Raw genomic sequence first — 25,577 nt, forward strand, 5'->3', positions numbered from 1 at the left:
TTGAATTCTTTTTAGATTTCTTACTACTAGAACAAGGCTTTTACCCCAATACTATAAAATCGCGCTTGCGGAGCACTTGTTGTATTCAACTCCAATACTTCGCGTTCTTTAGAGATTGTCAACAAGTTCGATCCATTTATATAAGCAGAAAGCTCCTTAACGATTGAATTTTTCAGCCAACTCTTTGGCAAATCATATGTTAACTGAACTTTTGCCAAATCAAGACGATTGGTTTTATACATCCAGAAGTCAGAGTCGCGAAAGTTGTTACTACCGCTTTTGGTTGTCAAACGCGGATAGGTAGCAGTAGCTTTTGTTTCTTCTGTCCAGCGATCAAGAACCACTTCAGAATATTTTCTTTCTCCAAAAGCCCAGTAATATTCGCTATTCTTATACGAATAAGCGCCAAAGTGTCCGGTACCTAATGCGAAGAATGTGAAGTTTTTCCATTTCAGAGTAAGGTTAAGTCCTGTTGTAAGCGGTGCTCCACTCCATCCGGCTTTTCCAAGAAATACAATGTCTTTATTATCAATTATATTATCATTGTTTTGATCGACATATCTGATGTCTCCGGGTTTTACTTCACCAAGTGTGGTTTGTTCCGGCGCCGCATCGATTTCTTCCTGACTTTGGAATAATCCCATGCTCTCAAGTCCCCAGCGACCATCAATTGGTTGTCCCTGACGATTCTGATAGGCATATTCGTAATTTTCATCGCGTTTAGTAGCCTTGGTAGTATAATACATTCCAGACACACCTAACTTAACATCTACCTCACCAATTTTTTTGTTTAACTCAACATTAAAATCGATACCTGCTCTGCGGTCGTTATTAAAATTCACGTTTGGAATAAATGATGCATCCGGCCAGTAGGTAAAGAAATAGTTCGGATAAATTGTGTTTGGCTGAATAATCAAACCTTCAGTTGAGTTTATGAAAAAAGACGTGTTTATTTTTAACAAATTATTCCATAAAGATGCCCCTAGAGTTGTAGATAATTCTTTCCGTTTTACAAAGGTCAGATCTTTGTTTCCTCCCTGGATAGCATTTGTTGATTGCTCGTTGGCACCATCGTACCATCCCCACCAGGCTCCGTCAGCTTGCGTGTAACTTTCGAGGTAAAGGTAGTATCCGTCGATATCCAAATCGGAATTTAGGATACTTCCGGAAACACTCCAGGTTAAATCGTCGATAACAGAAGAGCTTTCAAGAAAATCTTCTTTTGCCAGGTTCCAACCAAGCGTTAACGACGGCGACATAGCATTTCGGTTGCCTTTCGGTAATTTGGCCGAATGAACGGCAGCCATTCCAAAATCGGCATAATACTTTTGTTTGTAATTGTATGCTACCTGCAATCCCAGGTTTGCATTACTTGGCCGGTGATATTCGCCTGATAATGTACGTTGATAACCTGCGGCAACAAGCATAGCAGAAAGATTATGCACATCATTTATTGTTTTATCATAGGTAAAATAACCTGAAAAAGCAATGGTTTGCCTGTTGGTACTACCACTAATATTTTGAACCCCTGAATGTTCATCGTTATTACGCTTTATAACATCTCCAATTACATCCTGTCCGTTGTAGTTATACCATTGTGGCTCAAAAACTGCATATTTATTATTGTATGACTGCGTATAAGAAGTAGAGTAATCAACAGCAAACTGAGTGTGAAAAGCAAGTCCTTCGGTAATCCCACCCAGGTCGAAATCTAAGCCAGTATCAAACTGAAACTGACGACTTGTCCATTTGCTATAACCAGTGGCATAATAATCGGCAAAAACGTTGGTTTGGTCCGATAACGAGCCCCCAAGAAAATACTGATTATCTATAATATTGGCGCTTCCATTAACAAGGTTCCATGCATTTACTGAGTTTTGATCAATGTAACTTAGCGGAACCAGGGGAGCGACTCTGTTCGGACGCATAACAGATGCATATGTCCAGTAATTATCTGTAACACCGTCATTCCCATCCCGATCGGTGGCATTGGCGCTTCTTGAATTGTAAAAAGTTGCATTGGCATTAATATACGCATCTATAAATTTATTCAACTTTAAATCAATGTTCCCCCGAATGTTCAAACGGTCGGTAAAATTATCTTTCGCTTCTCCGAAGTCTAATAAATCACCCTGACGATAGTAACCTATGTTAGTGTAAAAACGTGCCCGTTCATTTCCGCCGGCAATTTCGGTTGTAACATCGGTTCGGTTATAGGTTTTCTTTAAATAATCGGATGAATAAAAGTCAATATTTGGATAACGATATGGATTAAGTCCTGAAGCATAGTTATAAATATCTTCATCGCTGTATAAAGGAGACAATTCATCGTTAGCCCGGGCTTCGTTATACATAGTCATATATTGTGCTGATCCGAGATATTTAGGATTGCTTTTAGGTAAGTGTAACCCGGTGTTTGCACGAACACCAATTTCCAAAGGCTTGTTTTTACCTCTTTTGGTTGAAATGTAAATTACTCCTTTTGCAGCACGGCTTCCGTAAAGAACTGTTGCAGCAGCTGATTTCAAAAACGAGATCTGCTCAATTTCGGTAGGCAATACATTATTGGCATCACGCGGAATACCATCAACAAGGACGAGATATTCTCCCATTCCCCACAAGCTGCTTCCGGTATAGCCGCCAATGTACCCTTGCATATTATCCAAACTATAGGTGTTATAGTTCTTTTTTGTCAGCTCTTCCAGGTTAATTACAGAAACACCTCCCAGAATGTCGCTTTTAGCTACTTTTCGATAGGCTACCTGTACCTGCGGCTCATTAGAAGAAACGATCGTATCAGTTTCATTTTCCGCAGTTGTTTGTGCTTCCATTAAAAATGGTATTACAGCAAACAATGCTAATAAAATGAATCTCTTTTGTATATATTTCATTGTTTATTCATTTAATAATTACAAAATACTTTTACTCAATTTGACCTACCACCCCGGATTCTGTCCAAATTCCGGATACAGTGAAACGTCTTCAATTTTCAACGGAAACCAGTAGTGTTTTACTCCAAACCGACGTGTTAAAACAACTTCTTCTCTAAAGTTGGCTACTCTGGCATCCCGCGGATCATTGTTTTTGTAAAAATCATCTGACTCAACACGATCGAACTCATGAGAGGTTTTTACGTTGTAAGGGTACTCGGTAAGCAACAACCAACGTTGCAAATCGTTAAAACGAAATCCTTCAAACGACAATTCAACTGCACGCTCACGTCTTATTTCATCTATAAAAAGATCACGATCAGCAACATATTTTGCATTTACATGACCTGCTCCGCAACGGTCGCGAAGTGTATTAATTGCCTCCTCTGCCGTTTTTGAAAAGCTGACAGCTTTACCACTGGCGCCACCAAATGCAGCACATGCTTCGGCATACATTGTATAAATGTCTCCTAATCTCATATATGGCAGGTACGTGTGCAGCCTGTTACCCCAATCGTAAGCCTTGTCGTATTTATTTGCTGTATGTGGCACAAGTTTCTGAATGAAGTAACCAGAACGACTGCCATCTGCTGCATTTCTCATCGGCCCGTCTGAATATAAACCACAATACCTCAGGTACTCCATATCGGCTGGCATAGCAGCATTTACAAACTGAAAACCATCGAACATAATATCATGGTAAAAACGAGGATCACGATCTCTGAAAGGATACTCGGGATCAAAGCCCGATTCGGGATCATCTAAAGGCAAACCATTGGCCATTCCATAATAATTAACATAATTAGCTGTTGGATGGTGAATAATATTATCGTGCTCAACTATCCCTTTTACTTTAGGCCCAAAGGTTTTTGTGGTATTCCAGTTACTTCCGTTCCAGTCGGAAGAAGGCCCTCTGAAAATGGCTTCTGTTGATCCGGGCATTAAAGCATTTTGCCCCATGGTGTAGAACATATCACTGAATTTTGACCCAGTTCCACTTGCTGGTTTGTGGTTGTAGATATCATCATAATCAAATTCTACCAAAGCATATTGAGTTTGACCACTCTCAACCAAATCAAGTAACTCGCCGAAAGCTTCAGCAGCTTTTTTGGCGTAAGCCTCATCGTAATTATAAGTATTAGCCCCACCTGTTTCTGCGCCATTTTTCATTAAAGGACTGGCTGCCCACAAGTAGTTCTTACCCAGGTAACCCAACGCCATAATTTTGTTAATTCGCAAGCCATTTTTACCCAGCGTTTTCTTACCTACGGTTGTGTTATCCCAGTCAATAGGTAATAACTCAGCTGCTTTTGCAAAATCGGCAGCAGCTTTGTCTGCGCACTCCTGATAGCTTAGTCGGGGTAAAGTGAATTCACCTACCGAAGGCAAAACTTCATCAACATAAGGTAAGCCTCCTAAATACTGCATCATTTCAAAGTGCCACCACGCCCTGAAGAAGTATAACTGCCCGGCAATCATGTTCTTTTCTTCCTGGGTAGCTGAAGCTAATTTATCCAGGTTACTCAAGCCCATGTTGGCTTTTCGGATACAATACCAGGCGTGTGCCCATAACCCATGCCTGAATTTATCATTTGACGTAGGATCAGCATTGTCATCATCAAACCAGGTGCCGGCTGCATTTTGCCATGCCCAGAAATTCCCGATATCAACCTGGTTGGTCATGTGCCAACTTCCTTCGAGGTTAAACAATTCATCCTCTCCCCAGTTCCAGGAAGCAGTCCAGTATTTCTTTTCCTTATCAGGAATACAATTGTAGATTTCTTCGATAAAGCCCTGAAAATTCGTAAAATTTGCAAAAGCCACCTTTTCTGAAACGATGGATTCAGGCTCTTTATCTAAATAGTCTTGACAGGAAAATAGTCCTATTGTGAATATGAAGAGCAAGCTGCCCCATACCAGAGTCTTATATTTATATTTCATTGTTTCCAATTTTATAAAGTAAATCTAATACCTAAGTTATAACGCTTCATTGTCGGGTAAGCTCCCTGGTTGCCTGCCCCGGCAAAGTTTGACTCGCGGTCATCAGGCATTTTTGACCAAACCCACAAATTATTTCCGTTTACAAATATTTTCAGCGTACTCATTCCGAGTTTATTTATCCACCCGCCGTTCATGGTGTAAGCCAATTCGGCGTTCTTCAGGCGGATATAAGAACCATCAAACAAATACTGTGTTCCTGAATGATAGCTTGGCGTTGACAACCAGCGTGGAACAGTAACGTCGGCATTAGGATCAGACTCTGACCACCAGGAGCCAAAATCGTAAACAGTGTTCAGTTTACTGCCAAAGCTGGTAAGTGGTACATTCCGGGTAACATTGGTTACACCATAAAACTGAACAAAACCGCTAAAACCTTTCCAGGAGAAACCGATACTGGTGTTGTATGTATTTTCAGGAGTTCCTGAATAACCCCACGGAATTTGATCTTTACTGTCAACAACACCGTCGGCATTGAAGTCGATTATATAATAATCTCCAGGTAATTTGTACTGATCGTTTGTGTCGTGCATCGGGCTGCCATAGAGTTGATCATAAGTATTAAAATAACCAGCATCAACATATGCCCTTGTTTGCCCGATACTATATCCTTGTTGTTTTCGGTAAGCATCGTATAACGCCGGATCATCTCGTCTAAGTACAACATTTGTGGCATGTGTTAAACTCAGATCACCCCACAATCTTAATCCGTTTGCAAAACTCTTGTTAACCCGTAATTGTATCTCGTATCCGTTGGTACGCACTTTTCCGAGGTTGGCAGTAGCCGGAGTATTTCCAAATATTGGCGGAACAGCCCGATCGTTTCCATTAACCAGTATATCATCACGAATGTCCCTGAAATACTCAACGCTACCCGCGAACAATCCATCGAGGAAAGCATAGTCAACACCAAAGTTAAATTTCTTGACTGTCTCCCACTTTACATCAGGGTTACCTACCTGCGACTCACGATACCGGTTATAGGGGCTATCCGCATCGTCGGTAGTATTAAGTTTACTTGCGCCACCATAAGCCCACTGAGTAAGATACAACCACCTGCTACCACTGTCGTCTCCAATTTCACCGTAGGAAGCACGTAACTTTAACATATCCAAAAATTCAATGGGTTTCATAAATGCTTCTTCAGAAACCATCCAACCGATTGCCCCCGAATTAAAGAATGCAAAACGATAATCTTTCGAAAATTTTTCGGAACCATTATAGGCTCCATTATATTCGATGAAGTATTTTGATGCATAGTCGTAGGTTGCACGGAAGGCCCAATCTTCCCTAAAAAAAGGAATTTGACTTCCGGTTGCCCTTTCTTTGCGGCTAAACAATCCCATGGCCGAAACGCTATGTTTATCAAATGATTGTGCCCAGTTTAGCTGAAGCTGATACTCGCGGTTACGCTGTGTTGCCCAGTTGGCAACAGATCCTGCAGATGTACTCCACAACACCCCTTGCTGATAGTCGAATAAGTTGTTGCTTTCGTACTCCTTCTTATAACTCACAATGCCAGTAGCTGGATCAATCCATTTGCGCTGAGCATCATGATATAAGTCGTTTATTCCCCGATCTCTTTCCACAAATGTATTATCCATAGACAGGGAGCCTCTGAATTTCAATCCTTTCGTGATAAAGTCCAGTTCCTGTTCCAGAATAAAGTCTGTATTAATTCGGGTGGTTGTAATAAGCATGGTACCCGAAAGCGCTAAGTTTTCGGCAGAGTTGGATACGTTTGAGATGTTGGGATAATAGCCCCAGGAGCCATCTGAGTATTGAGGTAAAAATACATCGGGAGCAATGTTGTATGCCCCTGCCCATTGCTGCGCAATTCCCCAATCTCCCGAGTTTGTATAACCCCAGGGTGTCTTCTGAGCTCCACTCGAACCGGCAAGATTCAATTTAAACAATGTGCTTTTTGTCAACTTAAAATCAAGATTACTACGTGCATTTATGCGATTGTATGCATAACCTGATTCATAATTACGTCCGTTATCCATTAGATCAAAAAGGTCTCCTTCGTGAGCAAAATCAACCGAAGCAAAATATTTAACAAAACCGGTACCTCCTGAAACATTGATGTTTGCATTGTAGGACATGGCATAATTTTTAAATAAAACATCCTGCCAGTCAACATTTGGATAACGTTCAGCCTCCGCCAGATTAGCCGGATAACGATATTTATTTATTATTGATTGCGGCATTGCATATTCCCAGGAATCAGGAGATATTCCCAACTCGTGTTCAATGGCATAATTGCGTGCAACCAAAGCGTCATAAGAATCCAGTTTGTTCGGTAATTTAGAAGGAACTTTCATCGTCATATTAGCAGATACATCAATTCTGGCCGATCCTTCTTTTCCTCGTTTTGTTGTGATAAGGATAACACCGTTTGCCCCTTTCACCCCAAATATTGCTGTGGCAGAAGCATCTTTCAGTACAGAAACCGATGCAACCGAATTAATATCTACACCACTTAAGGGACGTTCTACTCCATCGACCAGTACCAATGGATCGGAATTGTTCCAGGAACTTGCCGAGCGAATAATAATTTTTGGGTCTTCTTCGCCTGGCATACCAGAACTATTGAGAGTAACAACACCGGGTAAGTTTCCGGTTAAGGCAGTTCCAATATTATTTACACCGGCAGAGCGTTGAAGTACTTCACCCGTGGTTTGGGTAATTGCCCCTACTACACTCTCTTTCTTTTGCTGTCCGTATCCAATAACAATGGTTTCTTCTAACTGAACGCTCGAAGATTTTAATACAACTTTAATCGTTTGTTGATTGGCAACATCAATTTCCTGAGTGTCCATCCCAATAAACGAAATAATAATAACATTACGATTAACCGGGATATCCAATTCAAATTTTCCGTCCGCATCAGTAGGAACGCCAATCTGAGTATCTTTTACAACAACGGTAGCACCAACAATCGGAATATTTTGCTCATCAACTACGGTACCTTTAATTGGTCTGGCATTTTGCGCCAATACACATACGTTGATAAGAATCCCAAATATAAGTGCTAATGTTTTTATCAGATAGCTCTTCATCGGAACCGACAAAGCAGCATTTTCAAATGATAATTTAATTCTATATTTCATTATATTCTTTTATTAATTGACAAAAGTGTTCTAAACTTTATTAGAAGTTGATTTTCACTCACGATACCCGTACACTTTAATCACCAGGTATTAAAATGATTCATCAAAAGAATAAAATGGAAAACAGAACGTCCGATAGTTTTTCTATTCATAAGGTCTAAGTTTTAATGTTTATAATGTTTTATTGAATTAATTTCTTAGGTTTCGTTGTTAACCAAACTCAAATGCTCTGTCAGAAGCACACAAACAGGTATTTGTCGCTGCAAATCGGAGCCATCGAACCATTGAGGAACAGTAAGCATATCCTTTAACCAAAAGCATGGTCAAATCGACGTTTCGCAAAAAACAGGATACTGAATTCAAAACCAATGAATGCCATTTTGAACCTAACCGGTTACACTCACCGGCTAGCTGTCTTTGAAGAAAAATTTGACTAAAAGAGTTTAGCTTCATTTTAAGTTCAATTTTTGGCGACTAGTTACTGTTAGTTAATACTGTCGGTCTTTATTTTAATGGACCTCATCGTCAAAAATATAATTACGGGAAAGCGAGGGTTTTTAATTTGAGATATTTGATTTTTAATTTGAGACACTTATCTAAAATCATTAGAGATATTGCTCAATTACAACCGTATAGCACATCTTCACTATCTCATTATTCGAATAATGAGACAAGGAGGTCCTAAACAGACCGAATTAAAAAGAAAGCGAGATATCTGAAAATAGAACTGGAATATTCCAAATTTTAATCCAGCACCTGAGTTGGCGATTTTCCAAAATGTTTTCTGAATACGGTACTAAAATACCCGACACTTGCAAAGCCACACAACTCACTAACCTCGGTAATGGTGTATTTTTTTTCTTTCAGCAAATCTATCGCGTGGTTTAGCCGTACTGATTTGATAAAATCTGTAGGAGATTGGTCAGTTAATGCTTTTATTTTTTTGTATAATAACGAAGGACTTACATTCATTGCCCAGGCAAAATCATTTTTGGAGAACTGAGCGTTTGAAATATTTTCGTGCACTATTTCAATCATTCGTTTCAAAAATTTGTCGTTCAATTCATTATCCAATATGGTAGTTTCCTCTCCCAGGCGAATAATTTTCAACGCTTTATCGCGAATAATCTCCCGATTCTGAATAAGCGTTCTGATACGCTGCTGCAGAATGGAAACATCAAAAGGTTTTGTCAGATAATCGTCGGCACCTAATCCGAGGCCATGTATCAGTTCTGCCTTTCCGGCCAGCGCCGTTAACAAAATGATTGGAAGATGCGAGGTTTCATAGGTTGATTTTATTTTCTGACATAGTTCAAACCCATCCATATTGGGCATCATAACATCTGACACGACCATATCGGGAGTCTGTTTCTGGATCATTTCCCAGGCCTGTACCCCGTCTTCTGCCAGGTATATCTTAAATTGTGGTTCCATAGCCGATTTAAGGAACTCCCGGAGATATTCGTTATCCTCCACAATCAACACTTTCATTTTAAGAACATTGATCTCATCACTATCACTTAAGGCAGACGGACTGAGCTCCTGCCGTTGAACAACCGCCTGAAGATTTCTGTCATCGGGTATTTTTTGTTCGGTAACAGGAACATCTACGTCCCGGGTTGGAATAACAACCTGAAAAGAAGAGCCCTGGTTTAACTGACTATAACAGCTAATCTTCCCATCATGAAGATTAACATAATTTTTAACCAGCAGCAGACCAATTCCGGAACCTACAATTTTTGAGTTGACCACATTCTCTGCGCGGTAATATTCTTTAAAAAGCTGTCGCTGAGCCTTTTTACTAATTCCGATTCCCTGATCCTGCACTTCAAGAATCCATCTTGCAGAAGAACATTGAAGATTTACCTGTATTTCGGTATTCGAAAAAGAGTATTTTATTGCGTTCGAAATCAGGTTGTCTATCACTTTATCGATAAGTGTTTCATCGATAGCTGTAACAAATTTTGAAAAATTGGATGAAAACCGGATCTCAATATTTTTACTTCTTGCATACGACTCAAACATCATTACCCTGTTCTCGATCATTTTAACCAAATCAACCTTAGAAAGAGAAAGTTTTTCTTTCCCGATATCTGATTTCTGAAAGTCCATGAGCTGGGTTACCACCTTAAGCATACGCTGTGTTTGATCGGTTGCCAGATGCAGGTAATGAAGTCCTTTATCGCTTAATCCAGGTTCCTTGTTCAATTCCTCAATCGGGCCGTTTATCAGAGTTAATGAAGTACGAATATCATGTGCTGTGTTGGCAAAAAAGCGGATTTTTTCTTCAGAATGGATTTTCTTCAAACGATCTGCATAATATAACATCGAAAAAACAATTACGCCTACTATAAATAAAGCAACAATCAACCTAAACCACCAGGTCTCCCAGTACGGAGGAATCATATTTAGCAAGATCGTTCGTTCGGCAATCACTCTCGAACTCGAACTATCAAACATTCTTATTTTTAAGGTATAAACACCACTGGCAATGTTTGAATAAGAAAGAATCCGGTTATTGGAAGGCTTGCTCCACTCTTCTTCCAACTCGTCCAGCTTCCACGAAAATTTTGATCCCGGAGAGGTAACTCCAATCGGAATCAGCTCCAAACTGATTGTATTCTGATAGTATTTCAAAGAAATATCAGTGAGATTATTAATCGGAATGGAAGGTTTCAGGTTGTCAATCTCACGGATCGATCTACCGGCCACCAAAATATCCTGAATAAAAATTCTTCCTTTATCAGGCGTTAGTTTCAGCTCATCGGGTTCGAACATAAGTGCACCGATGTTAGAGCCTAAAAGCAGCTTACCGTTTTTCATCAGGAAATGAGCATCCTGGTTAAACGATACATGATTCAGGTAAAGTAACGAGTTAAACGAAAGAATACTGCGGTCTTCTTCCTTCAACCTGCATAGGCCTTGCTCTGTACCCAACCAGAAGTAGCCATTGCAATATTCGATACTGTTAACAAAATTGCTAGACAAGCCGGCATCTATTGTGTAGCGGTCTTGTGTTTTGTTGGAGATATCGTAACGAATCACGCCATCGCCGCTGGTTGCAATCCATATTACATTGTCCTTCATATAAACATCCGACACAACAAAGCCTTCCACCATTACATCAAATTGTCCTGTCTTTTTATCAAAAAGCAAAAGCCCGTAGGTGGTTCCCAGTAATAATTTATCGGATGAATATTCCTTGATAATATAAACCGTAAAATCATCAAACGCTTGATACTCGTTTGTAACGATATTATAACGAATCAGATCGCCGCGAACGCCACCAATCCAAATATCCCCCTGACTGTCTTCCATAATGTCAAAAACGAAATCTCCTGCAAAATCTCCCTCTATTTGTGTCTGACTCAGGTGTTTTAATTGCCTTCCGGTATTTCTGTCGAGAACATATATACCGGAAGAATAACTACCGGCCCATATCCTTCCTTTCGAATCTTCGCATAGGGTAAGAAAAACCTGGGCATGCTCTTCCATATTACGATAGTATGTACTCCAGCGGTTATTTTTTGTGTTCCAGAAACTCAATCCGTTATTAGTTGCAAACCACAAGTTTCCGTTCCCATCTTCCAGCACACTGTTTACATCATTATTAACCAGCGAATTGGCATTGTTTACAACATGCGATATTTTGGTAATAACCGAGCTGGCCTGATCAAAAAATGAAACTCCTCCGGTGTATGTACAAATCCATACCCTTTTGTTTTTATCGCAGAAAATGTCGTAAACCCCATTTCCCTTTAGCGAGTTCTGGTTATCCGAATCTTCCTTGTAAACCGTAATAATTCGTTTGGTGTATTTGTTGATTTCCCATACTCCTTGTCCGTCAATACCAATAAGAAAAGTAGAATCAGATATTGCTTCGATTGTCTGAACCGGCTGATTGGGAATATTATTGACTACCGCCAGTTTACGTTGCCCTTCTCCCACCTTTAAATAATACAGTCCGTCGCCAAGTGTACCCAACCAAAGTGTATTTTCTTTTTTATCCCATTTCATATACGAGACAAAGCTGTTCTCGCTTGGAGAGAAGCGAAAGAATTCTTCCCAGGACGATGTGATAATATCAAAAATCAGGATTTGTCCTTCGCATATAAAATAGAAATGAGTATCATCGATCCGTTCCAAAAAATCGATCATTTTGCCTGCAAACAAAATATCCAGTCCTGTGCCCGAATTATATTTTAATAAACCAAAAGAAGACGCTTCCCACATTGTTCCCCATTGATCAACCAGCAATCTGTTAACCGTTACATGCGGATCGGTAAGCTGTTTTGAAAGGTTGGTGACAATTTCAAATTCATCCTGAATGGTATTGTATAAAAAAATCTGGCCGTTGTTCGTGTAGGCATACAGCTTGCCATCGGTATATTCGAGCCTTACGGTTATTATGTCTTCCGACTCATAAGGAAGTTGATATATTTTGATTTCATCCTGCGTATAGCGAAGAATTCCCATCTTTGATGAAATCCAGATAAAACCATCATCATCCGCACATACGTGATTGGTTTCACGCATGGAAATGCCATACTCTTCATTCAAATTATAAAACTGTGCTATATCTTTTGCGGAAGAAGTGAATACGCAAAAAATTAACACACTAAGTAGACTTGTATATGATATTATCTTTTTCATAAAACAGCGCCAGGTAATCTCCAATTTCTATATACACATAACCTCGAAAAACTCATAAATAACAATCTGCTGATTGCGGTTTTCTTAAGTGTATATTTTACACGAAGGAGGCAATATACAATATTTTAGTTGAATAAATAATGATACAATTCCGAAAGTCATTGATCAGAATAAGCTTTGATTATCTCACATCAAGCCATAAAATAAGTGATCAGAGACTGGTTAATGTAAAAACAAAGCCATCCCGAATCACCATAAACCAAACTACCTAAACTCAAATTCCGGATTAAAAAAATTCCGGTAACAAGCTAAAAAAACTGTTTGAAAAGCCTGTGTCATAATATATCGTAATTGAATAAAACTCTGCTTTAATAATCTCCGCCAATGCAAATAACTTTTTGTCTTCCCACCACATAAACACCTGAAGGCAGCCCTTTTGTAGCATTTTTCCGCATCACATCAGAGCGGAGCTTCACCCCTGCAACCGAATATACATCCACAATCTCATTCGGATTTAATGTAGGAAGGGGAATGCTTCCAATGCCCGTAGGCTTGTAATCGTCAGAATTAGAAAGGTAAACCTCGTCAATTTGGATAGGACAGCTTCCATACGACCAAAAACCGATAATATAAATGTGGGAGGGATCAAGTTTCTCGTTCGATTCTGCTTTAAACATATTGGCCAAAGGTACAGCTACCTGCGTTTTATTCATCAAATCATAACTGGCAGCCCCTCCCCAGTAATTATTGTTATCAAACAGCCGGAATGATGCACCGCAGGCACCGGGATTAGCCAATTTAACCACTAAATATTTATATGCTGAAAGATTAACTCCTGCAGAATAGCTCCAACCGCCAAAACCGTACTGTCCGGTGGTTAGTGTTTTTGACCATTCGTCGAAAGTACCGGTAGAATAGATTGACGGATTAAAAAGCTCAGCGGTAAGCGGGAATGTTGATGAGGTTACAAGAGTCTGGCGGGTAAGTGGTTCACCCATTTCTCCCTGATAAGTAATATTTATTGTAGCTTCTCCATCAGCCAGGGCTACTAAGTTTCCATTTACAATCTTTACAATATCGGGAGAGGAATTCTCATAAGTTGCACCCAGCGTTACATCAACCGTTCTTCCATTCTGATATACAGCATTAACCGTAAATGTTATGGAAGAACCTGTCAGTAGTTCGATATGCTCTCCGGGCAATTGAAGATCGGCAAGTGTTAAAGCTTCTTCAGAGAAACCGGTAAACGAGTCGTCGAAAAACACCTCCTCCGAAAACTGTTCTTCGGTCGTAAACCAATCAATATCAACATAGCCACCGGTTTGTTGAGTTGCGTAATTAAACAGGCTGAATTTGTTTCCGGTAAATACTGACAGTTCAAATTTCATTGCAAGATCAGTACCCAACTTTGTGTAGTTTTCATTATCAAAACTGTAATAAAAACCTGCGTTGCTTGCATTGAAGCTGGCAACGGCTCGCAAATAAACCACTGAATCGCTGATTACCTGCCCTTCTGTCTCCACTCCGTTATTTACCATAACCAATTTCTTTTCGCTGTTTTCTGCCTTTACTCCAATGTATGCATAAGGATCTTGAAATACAGCCAGGCCGGCAACATCGCCATCCAACATATTTTTGATATTCATTTTGATGGTTCCGTAGGAATGATCAAGATCGTCGGGACAGGCAAAAATGCGTTGGGTTAGTGTGTTACGTGCGCTTTTAAATCCATCAGCGACCGATACAGTATACAGTCTCAAATTTCCGGGATTTTCGGTCAGCGACCATTTGCTATTTTCCGGATTATGGTTCCAGCCCCATTGCATACCCAGTTTATAATCCATGAAGTTATCGTTGGTAGGTAACACCCGTTTTTCGTATTCTTTGCCAACGTCAGGTTTCGTATACGTGGTTACTCCTTTCCCTTCCACCCCAATTTCAGGCCATCCATCAACCCAGTTAACCGGTTGCAGATTAGGCAAACGCCCGTAAGCGCCTTTATCATAAAACAATACAGTCCACCATTCCCCGGTTTGTGTCTCAACCAGCGCTCCCTGATGAATGTTTTCATCATCCAGCAACAACCTTTCTTCGTACGGACCATAGATATTTGCTGAACGCAAGGCTACCTGGTAAGCCGGCCACCCGCCATATGTCGCATATATGTAGTAGTACCCGTTTATTTTGTACAGATGACTTCCTTCCAAACCTTCTTTTAGCGTATATGAATAAACCTCCTTCTCGGTGCCCGGAAGTACAGCAAAGTTTTCATCCAACTCAGCGATTTTCAGCGTATTGATTCCGAAAACGACATAAATCCGGTCATTTTCATCGAAGAAAAGTCCGGGATCGTAAAAAGTACCGGCTAACTTTTGTTTTTCCCAGGGCCCTTCAGGATGTGCAGCTGTTAACAAATAACTGCCCTCATCCAACGTAGTAAAGAGCAGGTAAAATGTTCCGTTGTGGTATTTTAAACTGCTGGCCCACTGTCCGCGACCGTAGCGATCGCAACCATCTAGGTTATAACATTCAGTTGATTCAATTTTTTCAAGCGGATTGCTGCAATATTCCCAGTTTACGAGGTCGTAAGATTTAAGAATTGTCGCTCCCGGAAAAATGTGCATAGTAGTGGAAACCATGTAATAAACATCATCTACACGAATAACATCGGGATCGGGGAAATCAGCAAAAATCACAGGGTTGGTATACGTTCCGTCGCCATTGTCGCTCGTTGACTGGTATTCAAAATCAGGCCGCGGATATTGTGACTCGGCATAGTCCTGGAACCAATGAAAAACGGGCCACGGACAAGCTTCCGGATCGTTCAGAAAAGTGTACTCCTCACCTTCTGCCGGCGGTGTATCAGAAAATTGGGCCAGTAAATCGGGAGAAGTAAAAAGTAACCAGCTCACGTTACCTGCGTCGTCGGTAATCTTCTTGAAATTGGCCCCAAATCCGTCGCCTCCGGCAACACCTGTAGTACTTTTCCCCCATGACGAATTGTATTCTTCAGGAGCCCAGTCCATTTCGGTCACCATTATCGGTGCAAAATCTGCAACAGGAGTAATGTTTTCGTCCCACTCTTTTTTAAAAACTTCGTAACCATCGGCACTGCCAAACCATCCGGGATAAACATGAATGGCGTACCCAATATTCTCTCCTTCAATGGGATTAATTGCATACCCTTTGTATTGTGACTGGTATCCAGATCCCGGAATCCAGAGTACATTATGAAACCCGTTTTCGCGAATCTTATTCACAATCGGCTGAAAAATCGCCTTCAGAACATCAAAATGCGCCTGGGTATTCGAACCTTCCGAGCCATCAGCCAGTTTTATTCGTACAGGCTCGTTAGCCAGCTCAAACATTATGGCATTGTTGCTTTTAATTTTAGGATGGCTGGATACAATATCCCAAACCTTCAGCAAATATTCGGCATAATTGTACTCGTCGTCCACACCAATCACTTCGGGAGAAACTCCGGGCGGACGCATAACAACATATAAACCTTTCGAAACAGCGTATTCTGCCATCGGAACGAATACTTCATCAAGGTATTTTTTAAACCGCACTTCGTCGAAGCAATTTGGCAATTCATGACCATCCGGGGTGCAACCCGGTGCATTGCTCCAGTATGGGTCCATGTGTAAACGCAGGAAATTCATTTTCCAGCCAGCATTTAATATCTTATCAATTAAGCCCTGGTTATAATTCAAACAACCGGTTACATCATAATTGTTCCAGTATTGTCCGCGTTCGTTAAACCACGGGCTGTACGTTTGGGCAAAACCGTGCAAAACAACTGTGTTACCATGCGGGTCTTTCAGGTCTCTCCCCTCAACATGTAATTTCGGGGTTGGCATACCTTCCCATGCCTGGATCAAGCTGGTACTATGAATAAGAACAAAAAACAGTAGTAAATTTTTAAGGTAGATTTTCATTGTTATGCCTTATTATTTGCGAAATAAAAAAATCGGCATTCTCTACCTTCAGTTACCATGTATGTATACCGGGTTATATTCAATTGGGTGAAAAAAAATACACCATGAATAAAGAACGCCAAGTTTAGTTTCACGTCAGAATTCCTTCCTGATTTAGTTATTAATTAGTTTTTATATGGTTAGGCCAACCTATGGTTAACCACAACAGATCACAATAATAAATGAAAGCATATAAGCTAACTTCTACTTTTAGTTATTAGTTTTAAATATTTAGACATAACGTTGGCTTCTGGTGATGTAGAATAACAGATATATTATTGTCTGTTGTAAAAAGGATAAGAGCATCATACATTAATAAGTATCAGTCAAGAGGTCATAAGAAACCAAACAGAACATCTAGACGAGGAAGTATTCAATTTAAAAAACTTTGTGTTCAAAATTGAAAATCCTTTAGCATCCAATCGCGTTATTTTACTGAACAATAATCATTAAAAACTATGAAAACTATATTCTTTCTTGCCTTTTCGTTTGCTTTTATATTATCAGGATTTTCACAATCATTTGTTATTAGCGACCTATCGACACTATCCGACCATGTAAACGTTAGAAAAGGTGACAACAACGCACTGAACGGGAAATATTATGAGCATATCGATGGCTCACCGTTTTTAAACAATGAATTCCAAAAAGGAATTGTCTCAGTAAATGACACCTTAAGCTTTAAAGATGTTCCTTTACGCTACAATATTTTTACAGATAAAATCGAATTTAAAGACAGGAAAGACCAGGTACTCGAAATAAACGACCAAAACCAGGACTATTATTTTCTTATCAATCAAAAGCAATTTAAAACTGCCGAGTATATTTATGAAAATAATACAAAACGAGGCGTTTTAGAGATTTTGGTCAGAGGTCATGTTCAACTTTACAAAAGATACCAGGTTAAATTTGAACCGGCAACAAAAGCCATTGGCTTTCAGGATGCACAACCAGACCGGTTTGTAAGCCAGGATGCTGAATATTTTCTTGCCGTTGATAATGAAAAACCAAGGGAAATTAAACTGAATAAAAAAGATATATTCAGCCAATTAGAGCCATTCAAAGCCGATATTGAGAAATACGCAAAAGCTGAAAAGCTGAATACAAAATCAGAAAAGGATCTTGTTCAACTGGTACAATATTGCAACAAGTAAATTCCCTCTATAAAAAGAGTGCTGAAGTTTAAATATCTCAGCACTCTTTTTTTTTGACTTATTCGGGCAGTATTATCCGGTAATTCCCGCTCAGGTGCATTATGCTGAAGAGATATAAAAGCCCGTCGTAATACGGATCAAAATACCCATCCTCATAGGGTTCCAGTTTGGCATTCCATAGTTTATGTACAAAATCGAGATCAGGATCACCGCTTTTCATAATGGAAGCCGAAGCAGCGGTAGAAATTAAACCCAGTGAATGCCGTAATTTTCGGAAACCTCCGGCCTGAAGTATAAACTCAGGTTCTGAACCATCAGGATTATATTGATCTGCAAAATTATCCATTCCCTGCGAACGCAAAAATCCCTGAAAACGGCGGGCATAATCTTCCTGCCAGTTTTTATCTTTCCCAAACCAATAATAATCCATGGCAATATTCATCGGAACGCGCCACGAATCGTATCTGAAAGCAGCCGGCATCCATGGGGTTGAATGCAGACTACCATCAAAATTGGCATAATCGGTATTTAATCCGGTTAGCGGGTGGCAGGCACGATGCAGAAATACTCGCGCCGTATCGGCACAATCGCGGTAAAACTGTTCGTGACCATCCTTTGCAAATTCGGCCCATATTTCGAAAAATGCAGGCACATGATACGAAGGATCCGTCCACTCGTAACCACCACCTTCGGGCACAAAACTGATTTGTTTATGCTCCAGGTTTATAATGTGGTGAATTCCGGCTGTCCCGTCTTTTTTCCACATCGCGTCTAAAATCCGGCGGGCTTCGGCGTAATAATCAATTCCGGTATCGTTTCCCCAGCGATTAGAAGCAAACAATAAACCGGTAACGTAATACAATTCTCCATCGGAAGCTGAACCCGGTGAGTTCATTTTCATGGTTTCGGGATTGATACTCCAGCCAAAATATCCTTCACGCGGCCCCGACTGGTGCTGCGAGTATTTTTTCGACCAACGCCAAATGCGGTCAAATACCTCCTTTTTGTCCAGTTGAACTGCGACCATCATTCCATACGAAAGTCCTTCTGTGCGGGCATCATGATTTTTGATATCAGAAACATACCCCATTGAATCACCCACTTCGAAATAAATCCGGTTCGGTCCCTCGAACAAATCGATATAAGCCTTTTGTAACTTTGCATCAATCTCTGACTGCGAATAACCAGCTTCCAGAAGTACATTCGGATAGGTACCGGTATAATAAGCGCCTTTGACCCCTGTCCCTTCCTGCGCTTTAACCGATAAAATCACGAATAGCTGAAGTATTACCAACGAAACTTTGGCGACAGACATTTTTACTTTCCTATTCATTTTCTATAGTTTTTTAAGCTGAAGTGTTTCTCCTTTCGGAATAACCACATCGTATTCAAAAACAGGCTCTAACTCCAGCGCCTGAATGGATTCCCCGGCATGAATTATCGGCTTTTTAATTTCTGCAACCGAAAAGAATGGGTTTGGATTGCTTCCTTTTGCTTCTTTTAATCCCTTTCCTTTTAAAGGAACATACGAACGTATTCGGCAATTGCCCCCCAAAATTGATTTTACAGATGCTGAGGATAGTACACCATTTTCCCATTCGATATTTACCTCAAAACCTCCGCGCGCTTTCAATCCTTTTACCTCACCATTCTCCCAAACCGATGGCAACGCAGGAAGTAATTGAACGGCTCCATCCTGACTTTGCAACAACATTTCAGCAATTCCGGCGGTGCATCCAAAATTTCCATCAATCTGGAAAGGAGGATGGGCATCAAACAAGTTCGGATAAGTTCCGCCACTCATTCTTCTTCCGGCTACCGGTTTTAACTGATCGGTTATTAATTTATAGGCATGATCGCCATCCAAAAAGCGAGCCCACAGGTTTACTTTCCAACCCATAGACCAACCGGTTGATTCGTCGCCACGTGCAACAAGCGAAGTTCTCGCTGCCGAAAACAGCTCGGGGTTGCGGTAAGGAGAAATCTGGCTGGAGGGAAACAGCCCGTACAAATGCGAAACGTGCCGGTGACGGTCATTGGAATTGTCCCAATCGTACATCCACTCCTGTAACTGCCCCCATTTGCCAATTTGCATCGGGGGCAGTTTTTCAAGAGCCTTTTTAACCTGTTCAACAAAATCTTTATCTGTATTAAGTATTTGAGCAGCCTTTATGGTCGTGCTAAATAAATCAAACACCAGCTGATTATCCATAGTTGTTCCGGCAGAAATATTTGAAGGATGTCCGGCCGGAGTATTTTCGGGCGAAACCGAAGGACTGACCACCAACCAATGATGTTCGGGTTCTTCCACCAGAAAATCGAGAAAAAACTGAGCTGCACCTTTCAATGCCGGGTAAACAGACTCCAGATAATCCTTGTCTCCATTAAACGCATATTTATCAAACAAATGCTGCGAGAACCAGGCACCTGCCATTGCCCACATTCCCCATTGGGCGCCGTCTATCGGGCCGTTTATGCGCCAAATATCAGTATTGTGGTGCAATACCCATCCACGCGCTCCATACATATCCTGTGCGGTTTTTTGCCCGGTTACCGAAAGTTCTTTTATCATTTGTACCAATGGGCCGTTCATCTCGGTAAGATTTGTCAACTCCGACGGCCAGTAGTTCATTTCAGTATTGATGTTGACGGTATATTTGCTGTCCCACGGAGGCATTAAGCCATCGGCCCAAATGCCTTGTAAATTGGCTGGCTGTCCTCCGGGGCGCGATGAAGAAATCAGCAAATAACGGCCAAACTGAAAATACAATTCCACCAGTTGCGGATCGTTACCGGTGGCAAATTCTTCCACTCGAACATTGGTTGGTTTTTTTGATGCATCAGTTACGCCCAGGTTAAGACTAACGCGGTTAAAGAATTTTTGGTAATCGGCAATATGGTCGTTCAAAATCTGCTTATAGTTCTTTTTAAGCGCTTTTTGCAAATATGCTGTTGCCCGGGCATCGGCATCTCCGCTAATATCGTTGTAATTATTGAAGTTAGTTGCAATTGAAATGTAAATGGTTGCAGTTGTAGCATTGTTCACGCTCAATTCAGAAACAGAGGATGCAGATACTGTTCCGCCTTCAGTCAGAATTTTTACTTTCACCACAAACTGAACCGCGCCTTTTACGCCTTCATGATCGCTGGTTACACCCGACATTTCCAATTCGTTGTTGTTCGTAGTTTTTACAGTAACTTCTGAGGGCCGGTCCATGGTTGCAGAAAAATTCAGGGCGCCAGCTTTATCCGCCGAAATACGGGCTATCATCACCTGATCAGGAAAAGAAGAAAACATTTCTGTTTTGTAATTCACCCCGTCCGATTTGTAACGCGATGATACCACTGCCTTTTCAATATCCAGTTCGCGGTAATAATCGGAGAAATTCTCGTTCCCGGTAAAATTCAGTCTTAAATTACCAGCTGTCTGGTAAGGCATTCCATGCGATTTCTTAGTAATAAAATCGCGGTTGACCAGATCCTCCGCCTCCTTGTACTTACCGTCGAATATCAGTTTTCGAACTTCGGCGAGCGAGGCCTTTGCATTGGGGTTGTCGTTCCGGTTAGGCTGCCCGGCCCAAATGGTATTCTCGTTTAACTGAATGACTTCATTTTGTGGATTACCAAAAACCATGGCACCCAATCGTCCGTTACCCACCGGAAGCGCTTCCACCCATTGTCCTGCAGGTTCGTTGTACCAAAGTTTTAAATTTTCGTCGGTTTGTGCCTCCGTCCAAAACGACGACAAGAGAAAACACAAAAAAATCAATTTCTGAAATTTCTGTTTACTTAAATTCTTCGTTACCATATACATTTTACTTCAATTAATCTTCAATAAACTGTCTCCGTACAACATCATGAAATGACTTCCGCCAAAACTGCCGGCAAACAGAAAAATACAAAGAGCTTTACCAGTATAAACCAGAATCGTACAAATAAATTAACCGTTAATATATGTATTATTTGAAAAGCAACTGCGCGTACCGGTGTAAACTGCGCCGCCAGGTTTGCCACTCGTGGGCAGTTCCGGGCGATGCGTAATACACATAATCAATGCCTTGTTTTTCGAGCATGTTGCGAAAAGCACCAACTGAACCTGGAAAAGGTTCGGGTTCTTTGGTTCCCAAGCCCAGCCAGAAAACTTTCATCTGTTCATTAACAGACTTCCCGTTTTTGAAGGCTCCGTTTAAAAAGGGTTCCACGTTAATTTCGTCGGAGCTGGGGTAATTGGATGTACCGCTAAAACCGCCGTAATACGCAAACTTATCAAGGTTATTCATACAAATCCGCATGGTTTGGTTGGCGCCCATCGACAAACCTGCAATAGCCCGGTGTTCGCGATCGGCAATCGTGCGGAAACGCTTATCGATCATCGGAATGATCTCATTTATCATCACTTCTTCGAAAACCATTGCCGGACGACCGCCCCCTGAACTTTGTGGTTTATAGGCATAACCGTTGTCCATAACAATAATCATGGGCACCGCCTTATTCGCGGCAATCAGGTTGTCCAAAATACGGTTGGCATGACCTTGTCCGGGCCATCCGGTTTCGTCTTCAAAACTTCCGTGCTGAAGATACAATACCGGATAACGTTTTTCAGGATTATCAGCATATTCGGCAGGCGTATAAACAAAACAACGACGAAATGCTTGTGTAATTTCTGAAAAATAGGTTTGCTCGCTAACCAAACCGTGCGGCACGTCTTTCAGCGCGTAAATATCCTGGTCTTCTGCAGGAATTTCAATACCACTTCCCCAACGGCCGGCACCATAAAAATATTTGGTCCCCGGATCGGGCACAGATGCGCCATCAACATTTAACTGGTAGTAGTGAAAACCAACATCCTGCGGTTCCGATTCACCGGTCCACACGCCGTTTTCGTCCTTCGCCATTTCATATTTTACACCGCCAATATCGAGCCTGACATTGTTGGCTTCAGGCGCCAAGATCTGGGCGCGAACCCGCCCTTCGGAATTCACCTGAGGATATTGTTTGCCGGGCTGATTTACCGATGATGGCTTAAAATCTTCAACCACATTTTGAGCAGTACAAATTCCGCTGATAAATAAAGCAGCAATTAACAAGAATGTATTCTTCATACCTTATTTTTTAAAAAGCAGCGGAGCCAGTTGATACAAACTTCTGCGCCAGGTTTGAAACTCGTGGGCAGTACCTTCAGAAACATAAGAAACCGCATTGTAACCGGCATCTTTTAATGCTACTACGGCATTTTTTACCGCCTCCGGACGCTCTTTACTTCCGCAGCTGATAAATACCAGTTTCAGGTTCGAATGATCTTTAAGATCTTCAGGTGCATAAACACCACCACTTAACAAGGCATAATGCGAAAACACTTCCTGTTTGTTTAAGGTGATATCTTTTGTTTCCATACCTCCCATCGAAAGGCCGGCCATAGCGCGGTGAGCCTGATCGGGAATAGTGCGAAAATGCTCGTCAACATAAGGAATCAGCTCATCTACCAAAACCGTTTGAAACGGAGTGATGTCGAAATTGCGCAGGCCGCCAAACTTAATTTCGTTGGTCATGCCATAGGTATTCACAATAATAAACGGATCGATTTTGCCTTCAGCAATCAGATTGTCCATAATCAAGTTGGCGTGCCCCTGGTTTGTCCAGGCTGTTTCGTCTTCGCCCCAGCCGTGTTGCAAATACAATACAGGGTATCTCTCCGACTGGTTTTTATCGTAACCCGGAGGTGTATAAACAAAAGCCCTGCGCGAGGTTTCTGTACTTGGCGAAGGAAAAAGCACCTGTTGAACATGTCCGTGGGGAACATTTTTCAGGGCATAAAAATCCTGGTCGTGTGCCGGAATTTCAATACCGCTCTCCCAACGTACCGAACCATAGTAGTTCAATGCACCGGGATCGTTAAAAACACCGCCGTCGATGGTTACATGGTAATAATGAAAACCTTCGTCCATTGGTCCGGCAGTGGTTCCCATCCAAACGCCATCATCGTTTTTTGTAAGCGGAGTTCCGCCTCTTGTTCCGCCCAAACCAAGGCTCACCACCACACTTTGTGCTTCGGGCGCTTCAATTCGGAAACGGGCATAACCCTGCGAGTTTACCATGGGATATTCTTTCCCTGGCTGGTTTAAAACTGAAGGTTTAAAATCTTCTTTTATCTCTACCTGGCTGGTTTGTGCGAAGCAAAAGCTGCCTGTTATTACCAGCACAATTATTAAACTGAATATCTTGTATTTCATAAATGGTTATAATAAGTTTTTATTGAAGTAATTGTCAATATCCAAATTGATTTTTTCTGGTTACTCTATCCTAAAAAAGTTTGTAAGAGTTGACTTACACCGGCATTTATGCCGGTGATTTTGATTTGCACTATTCCCTGACTTTAGTCCTTAATTTCTGACAATTTGGGCGAAGGCCATTTCATTTAACAACTTGTTTTCCCGGGGATAAATCCCCGGGTTAGTCAGAACTTGTTTCTTTTTAGTTTTTAAATAATAAAGGTGCAAACTGATAAAGGCTGCGGCGCCAGCTTTGCCATTCGTGGGCAGTTTCGGGCGACACATAAAAATGGGTGTTCATACCGGCAGCCTTCAGTTTTTCGGTGTTTTCCTTTGGGTCGCCCCATGGCCCGGGACGCGGATTCTCAATCTCACGACTTCCGTAGCTGATGAAAAGTAGTTTTACTTTTTCCTTAAAATCGGGATGTTGCGCAATGTCTTCCATGGTGATGCTGCCACCGCTAAACATTCCCACATGCGAAAACACATCAGGGTTGGCCAGTGTTATCACTCGTGTTTGCATTCCACCCATCGAAAGGCCGGCCATGGCACGGTGCTCCTGATCTGCCAGCGTGCGGTATTTCCCGTCAATCATCGGAATGATATCTTTCAGCAAAGTATTCATAAAACCATCGGCCCAACCTTCGGGTGGCCATGTGCGCGGGCGCTCGCCACCTTCGCGGTTACGCGGTGGCCGGGGCATTGCCCAGGTTCCGTTGTCCATTACAATGATAAACGGAACGGCTTTTCCTTCGGCAATCAGGTTGTCCATTATCAAACCTGCATGCCCCTGGCTCGACCAGCCGGTTTCGTTTTCGCCACCACCATGTTGCAGGTACAACACCGGATAGCGTTTTTCAGGATTTTCGTCGTAACCCGGAGGCGTGTAAACAAAACACCTGCGCATGGTATTGTTGCTTTCAGAGAAATATTGAAGCTCGCGCACCTCGCCGTGCGGAACGTTTTTCAGGGCATAAAACTCCTGATCGTGTGCCGGAATTTCAATACCGCTGCCCCAGCGGCTGGCTCCGTAAAAATACAGGCTGTTTGGATCGGGAACAGCGGCTCCGTCAACCCAAAGCTGGTAGTAGTGAAAACCTTCGTCTTGTGGTGCCGACTCACCGGTCCACACTCCGTTTTCATCTTTTACCAAATCGTATTTTACTGCGCTGATATCAAGCTGCACTCTTTCTGCTTCAGGCGCCGAAATTTGAACGCGTACCCGTCCTTCGGAATTCACCTGCGGATATTCTTTTCCGGGCTGATTTACGGAAGAGGGTTGGAAATCCTCTACAACCTGAGCCTGCAATTGCGAAGAGATAATTCCACCAACCATCAATAGTATCAATGGAATAATTCGATTTTTCTTTTTCATCCGTTTAAAATTTTCAAGTTGTTAATAGTTTACTTTAAAATTTGAGAACGGATGGAACCGCTCCGCTCTCACATAAACTTTTTTAATCATCTTTATTTGTTTAGT

At 41.5% G+C, this 25,577-nt stretch carries 11 protein-coding genes; 1 reads left to right on the plus strand and 10 read right to left on the minus strand.

Going from position 1 to position 25,577, the window contains the following annotated elements; all coding sequences use genetic code 11:
• Window positions 1-26: 26 nt before the first annotated feature.
• The 5 genes from MR764_RS11315 to MR764_RS11335 all read right to left on the minus strand — a co-directional run bounded on the left by MR764_RS11315 (window position 27) and on the right by MR764_RS11335 (window position 16,635).
• Window positions 27-2,831, minus strand: coding sequence for a SusC/RagA family TonB-linked outer membrane protein (locus tag MR764_RS11315; protein ID WP_247979527.1), 2,805 nt, complete (start codon window positions 2,829-2,831; stop codon window positions 27-29).
• Window positions 2,832-2,936: 105 nt separating this feature from the next.
• Window positions 2,937-4,871: a RagB/SusD family nutrient uptake outer membrane protein gene (locus MR764_RS11320; protein WP_247979528.1), complete on the minus strand. Its 1,935-nt coding sequence runs from the start codon at window positions 4,869-4,871 to the stop codon at window positions 2,937-2,939.
• Window positions 4,872-4,882: 11 nt separating this feature from the next.
• The gene (locus MR764_RS11325; RefSeq protein ID WP_247979529.1) at window positions 4,883-8,041 is read right to left on the minus strand and encodes a TonB-dependent receptor; all 3,159 of its coding nucleotides are present in this window, start codon (window positions 8,039-8,041) and stop codon (window positions 4,883-4,885) included.
• A 744-nt stretch (window positions 8,042-8,785) separates the two neighbouring features.
• A complete protein-coding gene (locus tag MR764_RS11330) occupies window positions 8,786-12,694 on the minus strand; it encodes a response regulator (protein WP_247979530.1) in 3,909 nt (1,302 codons plus the stop codon).
• Between the two features lie 368 nt (window positions 12,695-13,062).
• Entirely contained in the window at window positions 13,063-16,635 is a 3,573-nt protein-coding gene (locus MR764_RS11335; protein WP_247979531.1) for a family 43 glycosylhydrolase, read from the minus strand.
• 497 nt (window positions 16,636-17,132) lie between these two features.
• Between MR764_RS11335 and MR764_RS11340 the strand changes: the two genes are divergently transcribed.
• Window positions 17,133-17,828, plus strand: coding sequence for a hypothetical protein (locus tag MR764_RS11340; RefSeq protein WP_247979532.1), 696 nt, complete (start codon window positions 17,133-17,135; stop codon window positions 17,826-17,828).
• A 58-nt stretch (window positions 17,829-17,886) separates the two neighbouring features.
• On the opposite strand, the gene MR764_RS11345 is transcribed toward MR764_RS11340, so the two are convergent.
• The 5 genes from MR764_RS11345 to MR764_RS11365 all read right to left on the minus strand — a co-directional run bounded on the left by MR764_RS11345 (window position 17,887) and on the right by MR764_RS11365 (window position 25,472).
• Window positions 17,887-19,161 carry a glycosyl hydrolase family 8 gene (locus MR764_RS11345; protein WP_247979533.1) on the minus strand — a complete coding sequence of 425 codons (1,275 nt, stop codon included), beginning with the start codon at window positions 19,159-19,161 and terminating at the stop codon, window positions 17,887-17,889.
• Window positions 19,162-19,164: 3 nt separating this feature from the next.
• Entirely contained in the window at window positions 19,165-21,636 is a 2,472-nt protein-coding gene (locus tag MR764_RS11350) for a glycoside hydrolase family 95 protein (protein WP_247979534.1), read from the minus strand.
• Between the two features lie 151 nt (window positions 21,637-21,787).
• A complete protein-coding gene (locus tag MR764_RS11355) occupies window positions 21,788-22,930 on the minus strand; it encodes an alpha/beta hydrolase-fold protein (protein ID WP_247979535.1) in 1,143 nt (380 codons plus the stop codon).
• A 3-nt stretch (window positions 22,931-22,933) separates the two neighbouring features.
• A complete protein-coding gene (locus tag MR764_RS11360) occupies window positions 22,934-24,058 on the minus strand; it encodes an alpha/beta hydrolase-fold protein (protein ID WP_247979536.1) in 1,125 nt (374 codons plus the stop codon).
• A gap of 241 nt (window positions 24,059-24,299) precedes the next feature.
• Complete coding sequence (locus MR764_RS11365; protein WP_247979537.1) at window positions 24,300-25,472, minus strand: alpha/beta hydrolase-fold protein; 1,173 nt, start codon at window positions 25,470-25,472, stop codon at window positions 24,300-24,302.
• Window positions 25,473-25,577 lie beyond the last annotated feature (105 nt).

Source organism: Maribellus sp. YY47, from assembly GCF_023111095.1.
Classification (GTDB): domain Bacteria; phylum Bacteroidota; class Bacteroidia; order Bacteroidales; family Prolixibacteraceae; genus Draconibacterium.